This is a genomic window from Natronorubrum bangense (genome assembly GCF_004799645.1).
GTDB classification, from domain to species: Archaea; Halobacteriota; Halobacteria; order Halobacteriales; family Natrialbaceae; genus Natronorubrum; species Natronorubrum bangense.
Window position 1 is genome coordinate 1 of sequence record NZ_CP031308.1, and the last position, 14,891, is coordinate 14,891.

The window sequence follows — 14,891 nt, forward strand, 5'->3', positions numbered from 1 at the left end:
ATGTCGCCAAACTCGTTCCCAGCGAGAGACCTCGAAACGTTCGTCCTAAATGCGACGCGGACGCTTCGAACGGAACTACGCGAAGAGGCAGAGCGACACCTGATACAAGGAAACGTAAGTGCGGTTCTCGAACGAGACGACCACTTTCGACTGGAAACGACACGTGAAATACCCGACGGAATCCACTCGGGATACACCGGAACTGAAGCCGAACTCTGGCAGAAGCCGGTATCACGAGTCGAGTTTCTTTCAGGGGCACAGGGGTTCGTTCAGATCTGGATACCCATTTCTGAAGAGGAAATCAGCTTAGTATCCGTAACTCGCGGAGAATTCGATCCAAAGACGGCTGTCGATGACGTACGCCAAACTGTATCGGAAACGATTCAGTAGTGCCGTTCGGCGATTTCACAGCCCTTTCGGTACCAGTCCTCCGGAACTCCGAGCAGGGAAACGTATTTACGAATGAGTGCGAAAGATGTAGGTAACTTCGGCTGCGGTCTCATTTCCTTCGTTGCGCCATCCACGACGCTATTCGCCGGCGGTGATCGATCCGATTGCACCGCGTTTTGGACAGTGAACGCGCTTCGGTCGGGTCACGAGGGTATGAGACCGGAGAGGTGAAATTATGACATCGGAATTCGACCTCCCCTGTTCGGCATGTGGCGGTGATCTTCGAGAAGCAACGATCGAATCCCACGAACTGGGGTTGCAGGTCGAAACTGAGATGCCCCTTCTCGTCGCCGAATGCCGAACCTGTGGTGAGCGCCATTATCCCGAAGGTACACTTGCTACCCTTCGAGGGCATACGTCCTGGGAGTCGTGAACGAGCCGGCACCGCACGAGAATACATACGTAACCAAATATGAATCACTCTAAAGTAGATGACTGGACGACAGATGATGTATCCATTGACTGTGATGAACTTCCCGAAACAGTTCCGGATGGAGCGACGCTATGTATCGCAAAACCAACGCCACTCACGGAGCTAGCACTGCCATTACGCATTACGAACCGATACGCAAACAGTGCGGATTGTCGGATTATCGTAACGTCGTCGGTTAGTGCCGAAGAAACGATTCGACAACAGGAATTGATCGTCCAGTCAGGGGAGTCCCGACTTGGAGTCGTCGATACGACAGGCGAGGAACGCCTCGATGCACTCTATCAGGAGAATCCCACCATTTTTCTTCCCCGTCCGGGAGACCTCGCACAGATCTCCATCGCTGTGGAGGAACTCGAAGAATCGCTATCTTCCTCGTGTTCAAAGACGCACGTGGTTCTTCGATCGCTCACTCCGATACTCGCCGAATCGAGCCTTGACGGTGTCAGAAGTATCCTCGAACGTATAATCGAACACCAACGATCCAATTCGTCTCTCACCGTATTCAGCGTCGAGTATACTGAGCACGGCAAAGCCACGATGACAGCGCTGAAGAAACTCGTCGATGGAATCGTGTGGATCGAGCAAACGACAACTGATGACCTTCAACTCAACTATCGACGGGTGCGAAATCTATAGCGGCTATTATTCATTCGTAATCCAGTGTTCGAACTGCGACACTGACTGCGTAGTGTCACGTAGGTAGATTCGCGGAGCAAAATTCGTCAATGATAGCGGGAGGAAGATTTAAATTACCGGTCTGAGGGTTATGAGCCCGCAGGAATCCCCTGGCTATCCCATCCCGCTACGTATATTTCTGAACGTAGTTGAATCAAAAACCTATATTTGTCACGTGCGTGAATTCATTTGCAATGCAATTCTGCGACGGGTGTGGTTCGATGATGCACACAGAGGGCGACACGTGGGTGTGTCGCTCTTGTGAGAACGAAGAGTCACGGGACTCGCAAGCAGAAGCGGCGATGGCCACCCGGGAGGGGCAGCGGGACAACGGGGCACCCGCTGTGGCCGACGCGACCCAAGGCTCCATTGAGACGATGCAAGAGCCCTGTCCAGCGGACGACTGCGACAGCGACCGGGCCTACGACAAGATGATGCCGAAGCCGGGCGGTTCCTACGAGGTTCGGCTGTTCACCTGCGTCGAGTGTGGCCACAAGTGGCGCGAGTCCTGACGGCGCATCTCGTGAACCCTCTCCTAAAATACGTACAGACTCCCCTCCTCATTCCTTCCAAAAATGAACGCCGATAAACAACGGCTGTCCGCGGGTTCTGCTCTAAACTGAAAACGAATAGACTGAGGGGTGATTGTGCAGTTTTGAGCCGACAGAAACCAAGATTTTGTTACCGAGTCGGTTTCTCGGAGGGGTGAACAAAGCCAACAGTTTCGGCGTCGGTGTTCGCACGCGTTGCAGCGTCCTCGAGATCGAAGTCTCGTACAATCTCGCCGTCGCGGATCAGCGGCTCTAATAGCGGTTTACGGTCAGCAGGTGGCTCGTGATCAGTAAGCGTTACGCAGTGTTCGCCATCAGGCGTCCTGTAGATGTCCATCACACCGGGAAGCTTCCCGCGCTTTGCGATCGCGTTCTCTCCCATTTCCACGATATCCAGCGCGAAATCGATCGGATCTGCGTTACTGAAGAGACGGAACACGCGCCGGAGTGACGCGCTTCACCCCCGCCCACGGTTGGGCTGGGAACTCGCGCTGTTTATTCTTTAGACTGATCAATTAATCGTCACCCTTCGTCATCCATGGGATATTTGCCACAATTATTATATATTTACGAGAGATACGGTTCGAAGAGGTCAGAATCCTCGTCATGCATTTCTCAGGCCTTGTACTATCTGTTTTCGACCGAATGGGGTGAATCTGCCACGAGTCGCAATAGACCACCGTCAACTGCTGTAATTCGCTGTTGATGAGTTCAACCTAGCGTATGACGCCGATTCTCTCGAATTAGAGGGTCTCACCCCCTCGTCAAGCACAACTAACCCAGATGACCGTGTCTTGAAGTCCGTCGAGGCCTTCATTAACGCTTGAGAACTGCCCGACAGATCTCTCGTCCAATCTAAGCCGGTATTCGGATCCTCTGAACCTCGATAATTATCCAAAGGAAAGCTAGGGTACAACAGTGCAAACGCCGCTGGCTCTCTCTAGCCGAGGGGCCATCAGACGACATGAGTCTATTGAAGATATATCAGATACCACTCATCGGATAATGATGCGATTTGCGGTGGAGTTTGTCGCCCCGAGAGGAGCGAGGGGCTATCACACCCACTCAACAACCATGTCTTCAGAACACGAGCAACAGCGATCACGACCAACTGGCGAGCAAACTAAACAACCGAGCGAAGAACCGTGGGCAGATCTCGAGCTGACGCTCCCACATACCAGAAGTCCGACTGCCATCGTCTCATTTGTCGAGTGTGCACTCGTCGAACTCACCCACGAAGACGTCGGAGCCGAGTTCGTCTCGACTAGTGTTGCAGGAGTGAAGCGAACACAGTTCATCGCCGTCGACGACGTCGGTGAGGAATTCAAGAAGCGGTATCTCGACGAACGACTCGGTTGGCACGAAGCAACAGTTAGCCGCAAAGCAGTTCGCGACGAGCTGGTCAATCGCCTCTCACAGCGGTCGTCACTGGTCGATGAGGTAGGTCAGAATGACGTCGTCACCGCTCAAGATAGATTCCAGGTGAAACCAGTTCGGGAACTTCGAGTTCAAAAGTAGATTCTTAACCAACACAAACCCAATTATCACGCCTGTTGTTGGTTAAGTCTAATTGATGATAGAGGCATTCCAGACTACGGTGGGAACGATTCCTCGAAGCAAGACCGACACCGACAGCCACACAAGAACGAGCATGTCCAACAGCGAGTCCCTAGATGATATCCCTCGTTCGAGGACGCGTTTCGCGGTGACGATGTCGAACAACGCGTCTACGGGACAATCCCCAGACTCGTGGTCCGACGACACCGATTGTCATTGCCAGGCGAGCTAATCGTGACGACGCCGACGCTGCTGTCGGTATTTGTCCGAACAGGCCAATTGACGCCTGCTGAGGCACTCACCGTCCTCGAGGACATCAGCATCGCTCGAAGTTGGAACGCGAACAGCTACGTCCGCGGGCACGCTCATTACTTGAAGATGCCTAGCGGCAAAACCCTCATACCACTGGCATCGGAAGCGACACACAAGTGACGTCCGACAACGACTCCTCGGCGACGGTCGACGAAGAAATCCGCCGACTGTACGAGCGGTATCAGGCGGCCGAGAGCGACGACGAACGTCACGAAATTGCCCTCGAGATGGGGAAGCTTGACGGACGCCGCCACGCAGACATCTACGCAGCGCTCGAAGACGAGTGACTCAACAGGGTTCTCAGCGCCTCCTTAGCTATCGACAGCTGTTTTACTATCCAGTGAACAATTCCCCCAAACTGGACAGAATCAGAATTTTCTACCGAATACAACCGATTCACTCTCTCATACGTCCCGCTTCTGAACTCCTCGAGCAATTTCGCTACTTACCAGAACGGTTTCTCATCCCCGAAGGGGTGAGGGGAACATAGACTCCCCTCACTGACTATGAGTTCTGAGCCACCAACACCGAAACTGGGAGTCGGCTGCAAGACGCCTCGAGAGATAACGGCCACGTCACGGGAGACTCGTCGACACCTCTCTGTTCCAAACGATCGTAGCAGAGTCTCAATCGTCTCGTATGTGGAGTGGGTTCTGATCGAACTCACGCATGATAGCCTTGCTGCCGAGTACCGGTCGTCACATCTCTGGGGCACCAAATGCACGGCTTTGTTGAATCGCCGTAAGGCGGTGGATTTCATTGTTTGACGGCACGTTTGATGTTGTAGACGACACACATCAGAGCAATTTCACGGAACTCTCGATACCAGGTACGCGCTCGCACGGCATAGCCGAGCGAGCGCTTGACGGTGGAATTGACAGTTTCGGTCATTGACCGCTGAGCGTACCGATCTTCGTCAATTCGGGCGTTGTGTGCGTGATCATACGGAGCGAAGATCCGGTGTTTGATCAGCGGTCGAATGTCGAGTTCACGGAGCCGCTCGCGGAGTTGCTGCTTGTCATAGCCCTTATCGGCGGCCAGTGACTGCAGATCGCCCGCATTTCGGCGGGCGATCTGCTCACAGAGATCAGCGTCACTGCCTTCTAACGTCGTCGAACAGTGAAGATCAAGAACGGCTTGCGTTGCTGTATCGACGAGTTTTGTGACTTTGAGCGTTTGAACCCGGTAATTCGTTCGGTGGCAGTAGTGGCGGCTTGCACGATCACGTTCGTAGAATGTTGCGTCGATAGCAGCGTGTTCGGATGGATCGTGTAGCTGCGCCGACTGGCGCAGCAACACTCGACAGACGCTCATACTGATCCGGTCGAACGCCTTACACAACGTGGATGGTGAGGGGAGATCGGCCGCGTTGAGGCCGATCTCCCCGGTTATTTGTGGCATCTCCTTGAGTAAGTCAATCGTCATTCGGTAGGACGTATCGAGGTAAATCCGCAGACAATGCAGGGAAACGAGGGCATAGTCGGCGAATCCGCCGCCACCTTCCGGGGCGGCGGATTCGTCTCCGTCACCAGTGACTCTTTGAGCGACCGGCACAACTTCCCCAATGAAGCGGGAGATTTGGGTCATGGACAACTCGACTCTCCCGCTTCAACTCCTTTGATTTAGCGAACCATTCCGCCGCCGTCTAGTGATTCAACACAGCCAAATGCACACAGTATACCGCAGAGAACTCTCGAGGAGAGGCCTTCTCGAAGCGTCACTACGATGCTCGAGTTGGTTGGCATACCGAGACACTCGTTCGGGAGGAACTCCGAACAGAGCTCGTGAACAGGTTGTCACGATCACGTCCAGAGACATCAGATCCGGATCTCGATGCAACGTGTCGATGTGACCGTTTCGTGCTCAAACCGATCAGACAACTTCCTTAGCGAGAGACACGAAACAATTCGTAAGTATACCAAACTATTAGTCCGAGGCGACTCTACAGGGACCAATGAGCGATCAATCACGTGCGTGGCCACCGGAGATGGACGCTGCTGACCGCGTCAGGCATGTTGCGTTGACTCGAACGACGCCACAAAATGCTGGCTGGATTGCTGAAGAGGCAGACGTCTCGAGGGATACGGCTGCCAAATATCTCGATCGCATGGCCGATCAGGGCGACCTCGAGGTCGTCGAAACAGCTGACGGCACGTGCTACAAGCCAGACGACGTCACGCAATTCTTGCGCGAAGTCCGCACCCTCGCTGAAGAACAGTCTGTAGACGAACTCACCAACGAATTGCGTGCAATCGGTGACGAAATTGACTCGTGGAAAGCAGCGTACGATGTCGAGTCACTCGAAGAACTTCGCCGGAGTATTGGAGGTGAGGATCTGTCGTCCAGCGATCGACGTGAGCGCCTCGAGACGATCGAGGAATGGGAGTACAACATCCAGGTACGGGAAGCGCTTCAGCTTGCCATCAGCCTGCAGAGTTCACTGACGAAGCTTGACGCAGATCCGCGTATCGGAGAGATTGGCACAGGGACGCTCCCGCAAGAAGGCTAACAAACAGATGGTACTGTTTCTTGCTGGTGGCCGAGGATTCACTCGGCGCGAAGGACTTCGTCGGATCAAAGAACGCCTCGAGAAAGAACCTGGTTTCTCCAACGTCCAGTACCGACCATCACGTCTCCGTCCTCGATCTATTGTTGCCGACGTTGATACTGAGATGTTCTTAGGGAAAGGATTCCCACGAAAGCAGGCTACCTTTGAGGTTGCCTGGCGTCCCCGTGCTGGAACTGATGTCCAGCGTGTGCAGTGGGCCGACGATGCAGTCAGTCTGGGATGGCACAAAGATGACGACCACGAAGACCTTGGGACAACTCACTTCCAGATCGAGACTGATGAGGAACTATTCCACGAACCTGGACACCTCGAGGCGGAAGCGCCACTGAGTTTCTTGGAGACCTGCCTACAGCGACTCCCTGCAAAGCTTGAAGAGACAATCACGGAGTAAACTACCCCACCCTACTCCTTCGGCGCATACGCGCCTCAGTCCTTGAGGGTAGCGTGGGACCGACGGTCCCACGGACCATGCGAACGGGCAGGCCCGTTCGCAGATGGGGCTTTGATGTGGACTCCCGGCAATCAGTCGCCAGCAATAGGCTGGTAACTCTCGCCGTTCAACATCCCACCAGTTATACGCACGTCTACTGGTGCGTCTCCGCTCCCCGACGTGGGCGAAGAACGGAGTCTGTGTTTTCGCTTCCGGGCGTAGCGTAGCCCGATATTCTTCGCTGCATTGTAGTCCGCGTTCACCTCGTAGCCGCACTTCTGGCACTCGAAGTGTTTTCCGTGGCGGTTGTTCTCATGCGTGAACCCACAGTCCGTCCGAGAACAGCGTTGGGACGTGTGCTTCGGCGCGACTTGCTCCACGGCGACGCCCTGTTCGACCGCTTTGTACCCGACGTACTCGACGAGGCGTCGGAACGCCCAGATGTGGTGCCACTTCGCCTGCGGAAGCCGCTTGCGGATGTCCGTTAGATCCTCGAACACAATCACGCCACATCCGTTCTCGACGGCTTCCGAAACGATCTCGTTGGCAACCGTGTGGATGTACTGTTTCCGCCATGCTTCTTCGCGCTTGCCGAGGCGAAGCAGGGCGTTGTGCGCGGCTTGCGTGCCGCGCTGTTGCATCTCACCACGCCGCTTCTCGAACTCACGGCACCAGTGGTCATACTCGTCACCTCGCCAGAACGTGCCGGTCGAAGCCACTGCGAGGCTGTTAACGCCGAGGTCGATACCGAGGACTGTTTGGTGCTCAGTATCTTCCGAAACCTCGTCATCGTCCGAATCGTACTTCCGGGTTGTAATGTGGAAGTAGAACTCGTCGGTCGCCTTGTCATATTGGAGTGTACTCGCCCGGAACTCGTAGTCCTCCGAGAGAACGTACTGCTCGTAGGGCGTCGGGCTATCCGCCGGGAGTTCAAACTCGCACTCAACGCGCCCGTTGACAGTTGAGAGGGATACGCGGTCGCGATAGAACGTTGCGCTTCGCTTGTCGTAGACCATGCTCCACGAGGTGAACTCCGGTTGGCTCACGCGCTTGCCCTGTTTCCACCGTTCAACGACGCCTTTCGTCGCCTGGACGGCACGTCGGATGGCCTCTTGAACGAGGTTCGCAGTGAGCTCAGTTTCTTCCCGCAGCTCCGCGTAGAGTGCGTCCCGTGCGGTCGTGTTCGCGGTAACGCAGTTCGTGTAGGAACGGTCGTCCCAACAGAACTCGGCAGCACGATTCGCACAGTGAAGAAACTGTCGCGCGGATTCGTGGAGGTCGTCGCTTCGCTCATCGGGCACGACGAGTTTGACCGGCGCAGTTCGACGCACCTCCATATTTCAGATTACTACTTGACGGTTCTTATACTCTCGGGAGTCGGGTAGCTACTGTCGTGCGGTTGCGTCGTCCTTAGTCGGTTTCTGCTCACGGGCCGTAGGCCCGTTCGCACGGCTCGAGGGATCTTCGATCCCTCGCTGTCCTCTCCGACCTACTCGCTCGCTCCTTGAGGTCGGAGGCTCCACCTCGAATTTTGCTGAACTTGGTTACTCTCGGTCCGACAACCTCGTCGAGAGACGATCGAGGCGCTCCTGTGCAGACTCCTTGCGAGACTGTGTGACTTCAGGGAGATATTCGACTTCGCGGAGTTCGTTCGCTTCAACGGCGATTTCGAGAACTGCCCCTTCGTGTTGAGCCGCTGGTGGTAGCATCGTTACGTCGACATCGAGTTGGTCGACGGTCTCGTCGTCCTCTTCGAGCAAGAGCACCGCTGTCTGTCCGTCGACGATCCGATCGAGTGTCGCGGTGTAGGTTTCAGCCATTAGCCGACTAGTGGTGCTGCAGGCACGTCAACCGAGTGGGTGAGCGACGCTTGGGTGTCGTCATCGTCAGCTGGTTTCTCCTGGAGGAGATCCGAAGCATCAGTCGAGAATTCGTGTTCCGTCTCGAGTTCGACATCGCTCCCGTCAGTCGTGAGGATGACATCGCCGTGAACGGCGGTCCAGTAGGTCTCGATTCCTCGATTAGCGAAGTCCTCGAGAACCTCGTCGTGTGGATGGCCGTACTGGGAATCGTACGCACTCGAGATAATCGCCACGTCCGGTGTCACCTGGTCCATGAACGGCGTTGTCGAGGACGTCGTCGAACCGTGGTGGCCTGCCTGGTAGGCATCTGCCTCGAGTCGCTCTCCGTGTTCGTCGACCATCCGCTGCTCAGCGTCGGCTTCCGCATTGCCGGTGATGAGATAGGAGAATTCACCGAACTCGATGGAGAGTGACACACTGTTGTAGTGAAGGTCTGAGCCCGACCCTCCTTCAGGCGGGTTGAGGACATCGACAGTCGCGTCGCCGAACTCGAGGTGATCGCCGTCTTCGACGATCAGAAGTTCGACGTCGTGGCCGCCGATGTGGTCAGCATGCCCGTGTGTTGCGACGAGATGGTCGATGCGATCGATGTCCTGGTCCTTGAGGTACTCGATCACGCCAGTGCCTCCTTGACGCCAGTCGCCGGAGTCGATTAGCATCGTCTCACCGGAGGGTTCGATCAGGAGCGTGGCGTCGGCCTGGCCGACGTCGATGTGATGAATCTCGAGTTCGCCATCGACATCAGGACCATCACCTGAGTTGGGTTCATCGGCTTCGCTCTCATCGGTCTCCTCTGGATCGGTTTCGTCCTCATTGGCTTCTGTATCGTCTTCAGCGCCGTTCGGATCGACATTTTCGAGACTATCATCTGTTTCTACTGTCGGCTCATCAGTCCCTACCCCAGTTCCATCAACACAGCCCGCAAGAACGAGCATTGCCGCGACAAGGACTATCAAGAGAAGGCGTTTCACTACCTTTGTGATCGGTTATCACTACATGATCGTTCAGAATTCCATGAGGCAAAGCAGATATCTAGACGCTGAAAGCCCCTGACGCGCTCGAGTCCCGCGCCTCGCTGCGCGCCTCACAGGCTGTGGTCTTGGGTCGCCGGGGTTCCTCGAGCAACGGAAGACGCTTCGCGCCTTCCGAGCATCGCGAACGCAAGCGTTCGCTCAACGCGTCAGCCCCTTTCGATCCCACCCACGTGGACCAATGAGCTGGCTGTCGAGGGAGGTTGTTCCTTCCTCAGAGACGGCACGTCCCGCTCGACGCTTCTAATCTCCACTCACTCTCGCTCTTCGGATGCCAGTATTAAGCGCGCTTTCGGTCATCGCTCGCGCTCAGACGCGAAAACGGCTTAAAACTGGCCGCTCGCTCCGGTTGAAGCGCCGCGCGCTACTGGTTGGGTCGAATACCAGTGCGTCTCGCTCGCGCCCTGACGGGCGCTTACGAAGGCGCGAGCGAGACGCGTGTGATGGATGAGTTGGACAGCGAGAGAGCCAGGGCTGGAGAGTCGTGGTGTCGGAAAGACGCCGAGTGAGCGCCTTTGGACTTAGAATCCAATGTCTACTAAGAAGTCGGTTAGCAAGGTTGTTTCGGTCGATGAACAAGCATATGAGCAGGAAGCAGTTCCAGAGGGGCACGAGGACGTCGTCGACGAGACTCCGGAGTTCCGGGTCACGGTGGAGATGGAGATTCAGGCGAAGGTCGATGCAAACCACCCAGACGGGATCGTCGATACAAGCGGGGATCGGATCTACGGCGTGACCTTGGCCCAGGAAGAGCGCATTCAGGCCAGAGAGGAAGAACTCGAGCGAATCAGTGTACAGGCGGCGTTCGGTCGACAGGAGGGACGAGCGGAGCGAACGAGAGCGGTGGTTGAACAGAGGTATCGTGATCGGGGGCCAGTCAAGGAAGTCGATCCTCGAGAGAAACTTGGACGAGCGAAGTTGGGCCAGATCAATCGGCAGGCACAGCGGTTGTCAGAGAACGTCACCGGTGGGTACACACGAGCGGTCATCGCGAAGCGGATTGCCAGTCGGGTGCTCAAGGGCGCGGATATGTTCGAGGCAGTGATGGATACGAAAGAAGAGATGCAACACGAGGCAGGGACGATCGTGCCGATTGGGGACCTCGAGGAAATCAGGCGAGGCGAGGTCAGTGTTGAAGGTCGTGTGCTCGAACTGTGGGAGCCCTCGAGTCCGAGTATCCAACAGGTTGGGTTGCTCGAGGACGAAACTGGTCGAACGAAGTTCACGATCTGGGCGAAGAGCAATCAGACGATGGTTCGTGAGGGTGAGCGAGTACGGTTCAGGGCGGCGGCAAAGAACTGGTACAATGGGCGGTGTTCAATCGCTCTGACTCACTGGTCGGAAATCGTCTTCCCAGAGCGCGGCCGCTGGTGGGAGTAGCCGAACGAACTTTCTTTTTTGCTGGTGCCCGGTTACCCACTACCCACCTCCCCACCCACCTCCACGTTCCGGGCTGCTCACGGCCTATGGCCGTTTCGCTGCCGGGCTTTCGCAAATATGTCTAAAATCACATCAGCTGAGTTCATTGAGTCCCTCAGAAGATGATAGGTACTGACTGCTGCATACAGAGAATGGATGCAGCAGGACGTTCGCTTTATTTCTCCCAATTGAGTTTGAACTACCCGGTATAGAACCTGCGAACTGAGCAGACTGGTTAGGACAAATAGCGGTTTGACCGTGAAGAAAGTATTTAGGTGTGTTCTCTAGAATCCTGAACATGAACCGACGCGCGTTCCTTGGTACAAGTGGAGTTATTCTCTCATCTTCAGTAGTTGGTTGTCTCTCCAATACTGACGAAATATCCTCTGAAAACGGGGACAAAGCAAGTGATTCGACTGAAGAGAATTGGGAAGGTTCGACTCCGACACGTGACGAGTCTTCTTGCTCTTTTCACGCGAAGTTAGTGGAAGAACCACCGGAAGACGCCTCAATAGTGCATGTTGAAGAAGAAAAGTTGGAGGACGTCGCTATCATAAACCGCGTTTTCGAGAAGGCGGGTAATCCAGATGAGTATGAAGGAACAGCAAAAATGCGAAGCGGTGAGTATGAACAAATCCATGCCAGCCCAGACTCAACTGAAGAGTATGAAGAAGCGGTAGAAGCACTTGACTCTCTCCCTAGTTACAACAACCTCGATTACCCTAGCGGCGTTTACCTAACCACCGAGACCGAGGGAATAGTAGCCGTAATCGCCGAAGTATGTCCACTTTGATTGATATATCACTCTTATGTTTTGGTTTGGGAATTTCGGAAACATATCACATAATAACCCATCATTCGTCGCATTCGGTGATATAATATGTGTGTCCCCTGCACTGACCGATCGCTACCCATTACAGATCGGCTCTCACCTCATGCCACATTCGCGCTATGAGTTCAGCAGACACTGAACGAACAATCCGATTCCTGTCAGAAACGACGTGACCGACTCAGAGGACGTATTCAACAGACAACCGGTATTTGAGCAGGTGTATACTACGCGAATTACTCCTCGATGTATTCTGAGAGGAGATTGGCCCGTTCCGACCGTCCTAACGCCTCGTAGGCTTCAGCTTCATATTGAAGTGAAAGAACGGGGATTCGAATGTCATCGAGGTCGACAAATCTACGATGCTCGGATATATCGACCGGAGGCTCCCAAGTTCCATCGCTCTGGCGCTTTTGGATCGCCCCCATGACTTCCACACGAACGTCGTCGAGTTCAAATGCACCAAAGTGAGAACAAATCGTCTCCGTCTCTGAGAAAGATATTGGCTCGACGATCTCCTCCGCGAACAGTTTTTCAATCGCATAGGCACCGTCTTCAGTCGTCTGAACATCAATATCGTTCGGTGTCAACGGGACTCCTTGTAGCACGAAACTGGTACTGCCGGTAAGTGCCCACACATCCAAGCGGCCATCAAGTGTCGCCGAGAGCGTTTCGAGTGCGTTGAGGTACTGTTTCTCAATCGGGGGCATCTTCGTTCTACTGCAATCAGCATATCACAATAAGTGTGTTCTCGATACCGACCGATCTTCACTCTGTGACCGGTACACGCTGTGTATCTCTCACGGCTCGCTCAGCGTGTCCTGAAGCTGGCAGAAAGTGTGTGCAAGATACAGAGGCTGACGGCACCGTAGAAAGGGTATCCCATGAGTTATTAGAATATACTGAATAACTATCGTGCAACTTTGTTCTATAATCTCCATAAAGTATTTACCTAGGCAAGCCGTTAAATCAGTAACTTGGCTAATAACGTGTTCGAAGAAAATAATGAGCATCACCAGGAAAAGTTATTCTCACCTGTAAAAGACCTTCCACCCCGCATTGACGAAAAGTTACAGAACCACTGGTCAACCCACTTTTACCAACATATTTTCACCCAGATAGATGAGACGAAGTTCGGGCGGCTATACCACGACGGGTATAGCCGTCCGAACAAGCCTGTTAATGAGCTTGTTTCACTGGAGATCATCAAACACCTGCTCGACCTCTCTGACGAAGAGCTTGAATACGCCTACATCTTCGATTTTCGCGTCAGAAACGCACTGGGGAAAGAAACGCTCGGCGACAACATCTGTGAGAAGACATTCACCAATTTCCGCCGCCGGTTGATGGAACACGAAGAAGAGACTGGTCAGGATCTGTTACACGAGGTCTTCGAAGATCACCGCAGCTACTTCCAAGACGAGTTTGAGATTGACGCCAGTACGCAGCGGATGGATTCGACGTTCATCGAGGCGAACATCAAGCAACTGTCCCGTGTTGATCTCCTCGCCAAAGTCCTCCACAACTTCCTGTGCGATCTCCCCAAGGAGATCGTACAGGAATTGCCCGCTGGTATCGACGAGTTCGCAGACACCGACAACCTGGAACTGTCCTACCAGCTTGAACCAGGCGAAATTCCAGCAACCATGGAAACACTCGCCGAGCATACCGCGTGGCTTGTTGATCGGTTCGAAGATGACGATGAATACGCCGAATTGGAGAGCTTTGCTCATCTTCAGCAGGTTCTCGACGAACAGTGTTATCGCATTGCCGAGTTCGAAGACGACGAGGACGTGGACGATTCTGATGACCAGCGCCAGCCCGGTGACGACTCGTCACCGGACTGGCAACCCCTCCGAACGTACACTTCTCCCGAAGAGAAGACAGAGACTGACCAAAGTGAAGAAAACACAGAGTTATCCGGGGAAGACACCGATGACCGGTCCGATCACGTCGGGCTGAAAGAGCCCGACGCGATCGACAGCGGCTCGTTGCAAAACCCACACGACGAGGAGGCAACCTACCGCTACAAGAACGGAGAGGATTACCACGGATACAAAGCGAATGTAGCGGAGACGTGCAATGGTGAGAATCCATTCCGACTCATCACTGCGATTCGAGTCGATACCAACAACACGGACGACGGCGACCTCCTTGACGAGGACATACCGGAACTCTCGGCTGAGACAGGGCTACGTGACCTGCTCGTGGATGGTGGGTACACGCACAAGGAAGTAGAGAAGCGCTGCCGTGATCAGGAGATCACGCAGCACTTCTCTGGAATCACAGGTCAACGACCAGCAGAGGAGAAGATGTCACTGGCTGCACCGGAATGGGACGGTACCAGAATGGTTGCGTGTCCTGCCGGACACGAACCATTCGACCAGAACCACTACGAAACCGGTCGAATTTCTGGAAAAATGGAGAAGGAGTTCTGTGACGGATGTCCGCACAGAGAGAACTGTTTCGTCAAGGAACAACAGCAACACTACAGCTACGGCTTCAGAGAACGGCGGGTAGAAATTGCGCAGCGACGCAAGCGGTTAGATGATCCGGCTGAACAGGAGTTTCTGAAGTTACGTGCCGGAGCTGAGTCGTTGATCAACGAGATGTATCACAAAGACGGGGAGAAAGCGACGTTCACAGGGAAAATCAAGGTGAAAAACGGATCAATAGCGAAAGCTATCGGGAGAAACCTGAAGCGAGCCTCCGGATTCCTGGAATCGGAGGCGAAGCGAGAGAAATCGGCAGGATAGTCGGGTAAAAAATACCG

Annotated in this window: 15 protein-coding genes, 1 tRNA gene and 1 pseudogene; 10 read left to right on the forward strand and 7 right to left on the reverse strand. The window is 54.4% G+C overall.

Going from position 1 to position 14,891, the window contains the following annotated elements; translation table 11 throughout:
* The first annotated feature begins 625 nt into the window (after positions 1–625).
* Both DV706_RS20270 and DV706_RS20275 read left to right on the forward strand, forming a co-directional pair.
* A complete protein-coding gene (locus tag DV706_RS20270) occupies positions 626–823 on the forward strand; it encodes a hypothetical protein (protein WP_136351009.1) in 198 nt (65 codons plus the stop codon).
* Between the two features lie 39 nt (positions 824–862).
* On the forward strand, positions 863–1,519 hold the full coding sequence (locus tag DV706_RS20275; RefSeq protein WP_006065940.1) for a DUF7504 family protein: 657 nt from the start codon (positions 863–865) through the stop codon (positions 1,517–1,519).
* Positions 1,520–1,612: 93 nt separating this feature from the next.
* Here DV706_RS20275 and DV706_RS21365 read toward each other — a convergent pair.
* Positions 1,613–1,687 (reverse strand) — tRNA-Met (locus tag DV706_RS21365).
* 65 nt (positions 1,688–1,752) lie between these two features.
* On the opposite strand from DV706_RS21365, the gene DV706_RS20280 reads away from it, so the two are divergent.
* Entirely contained in the window at positions 1,753–2,070 is a 318-nt protein-coding gene (locus DV706_RS20280) for an RPA12/RPB9/RPC11 RNA polymerase family protein (RefSeq protein ID WP_006065941.1), read from the forward strand.
* A 169-nt stretch (positions 2,071–2,239) separates the two neighbouring features.
* Here the strand turns inward: DV706_RS20280 and DV706_RS20285 are convergent.
* Positions 2,240–2,533, reverse strand: a pseudogene (locus tag DV706_RS20285) (nicotinate phosphoribosyltransferase); the annotation flags it as partial.
* 650 nt (positions 2,534–3,183) lie between these two features.
* Here DV706_RS20285 and DV706_RS20290 point away from each other — a divergent pair.
* Both DV706_RS20290 and DV706_RS21890 read left to right on the forward strand, forming a co-directional pair.
* A complete protein-coding gene (locus tag DV706_RS20290; protein WP_006065943.1) occupies positions 3,184–3,627 on the forward strand; it encodes a hypothetical protein in 444 nt (147 codons plus the stop codon).
* Positions 3,628–4,094: 467 nt separating this feature from the next.
* The gene (locus tag DV706_RS21890) at positions 4,095–4,265 is read left to right on the forward strand and encodes a hypothetical protein (protein WP_006065944.1); all 171 of its coding nucleotides are present in this window, start codon (positions 4,095–4,097) and stop codon (positions 4,263–4,265) included.
* A gap of 469 nt (positions 4,266–4,734) precedes the next feature.
* Here DV706_RS21890 and DV706_RS20300 read toward each other — a convergent pair whose 3' ends face one another.
* Positions 4,735–5,565: an IS5 family transposase gene (locus DV706_RS20300; protein WP_136351012.1), complete on the reverse strand. Its 831-nt coding sequence runs from the start codon at positions 5,563–5,565 to the stop codon at positions 4,735–4,737.
* A gap of 367 nt (positions 5,566–5,932) precedes the next feature.
* Here DV706_RS20300 and DV706_RS20305 point away from each other — a divergent pair, with 367 nt between their 5' ends.
* Positions 5,933–6,487, forward strand: a complete 555-nt coding sequence (locus tag DV706_RS20305; protein ID WP_136351013.1) for a DUF7342 family protein — start codon at positions 5,933–5,935, stop codon at positions 6,485–6,487.
* A 7-nt stretch (positions 6,488–6,494) separates the two neighbouring features.
* Positions 6,495–6,938: a hypothetical protein gene (locus tag DV706_RS22170; protein ID WP_206537762.1), complete on the forward strand. Its 444-nt coding sequence runs from the start codon at positions 6,495–6,497 to the stop codon at positions 6,936–6,938.
* A 131-nt stretch (positions 6,939–7,069) separates the two neighbouring features.
* On the opposite strand, the gene DV706_RS20315 is transcribed toward DV706_RS22170, so the two are convergent.
* From DV706_RS20315 to DV706_RS20325, 3 genes are all read right to left on the reverse strand, one after another.
* Entirely contained in the window at positions 7,070–8,314 is a 1,245-nt protein-coding gene (locus tag DV706_RS20315) for an RNA-guided endonuclease InsQ/TnpB family protein (protein ID WP_006065948.1), read from the reverse strand.
* Between the two features lie 207 nt (positions 8,315–8,521).
* The gene (locus DV706_RS20320) at positions 8,522–8,797 is read right to left on the reverse strand and encodes a DUF3006 domain-containing protein (protein WP_006065949.1); all 276 of its coding nucleotides are present in this window, start codon (positions 8,795–8,797) and stop codon (positions 8,522–8,524) included.
* A complete protein-coding gene (locus DV706_RS20325) occupies positions 8,797–9,774 on the reverse strand; it encodes a ComEC/Rec2 family competence protein (RefSeq protein WP_006065950.1) in 978 nt (325 codons plus the stop codon). The genes DV706_RS20320 and DV706_RS20325 overlap by 1 nt, the downstream gene beginning before the upstream one ends.
* 627 nt (positions 9,775–10,401) lie before the next feature.
* On the opposite strand from DV706_RS20325, the gene DV706_RS20330 reads away from it, so the two are divergent.
* The gene (locus DV706_RS20330; protein ID WP_006065490.1) at positions 10,402–11,250 is read left to right on the forward strand and encodes a hypothetical protein; all 849 of its coding nucleotides are present in this window, start codon (positions 10,402–10,404) and stop codon (positions 11,248–11,250) included.
* A 337-nt stretch (positions 11,251–11,587) separates the two neighbouring features.
* Positions 11,588–12,082 carry a hypothetical protein gene (locus DV706_RS20335; protein WP_136351014.1) on the forward strand — a complete coding sequence of 165 codons (495 nt, stop codon included), beginning with the start codon at positions 11,588–11,590 and terminating at the stop codon, positions 12,080–12,082.
* A 272-nt stretch (positions 12,083–12,354) separates the two neighbouring features.
* On the opposite strand, the gene DV706_RS20340 is transcribed toward DV706_RS20335, so the two are convergent.
* On the reverse strand, positions 12,355–12,828 hold the full coding sequence (locus DV706_RS20340; RefSeq protein ID WP_006065491.1) for a nucleotidyltransferase domain-containing protein: 474 nt from the start codon (positions 12,826–12,828) through the stop codon (positions 12,355–12,357).
* Between the two features lie 267 nt (positions 12,829–13,095).
* Between DV706_RS20340 and DV706_RS20345 the strand changes: the two genes are divergently transcribed.
* On the forward strand, positions 13,096–14,874 hold the full coding sequence (locus DV706_RS20345) for a transposase (protein ID WP_206537760.1): 1,779 nt from the start codon (positions 13,096–13,098) through the stop codon (positions 14,872–14,874).
* Positions 14,875–14,891 lie beyond the last annotated feature (17 nt).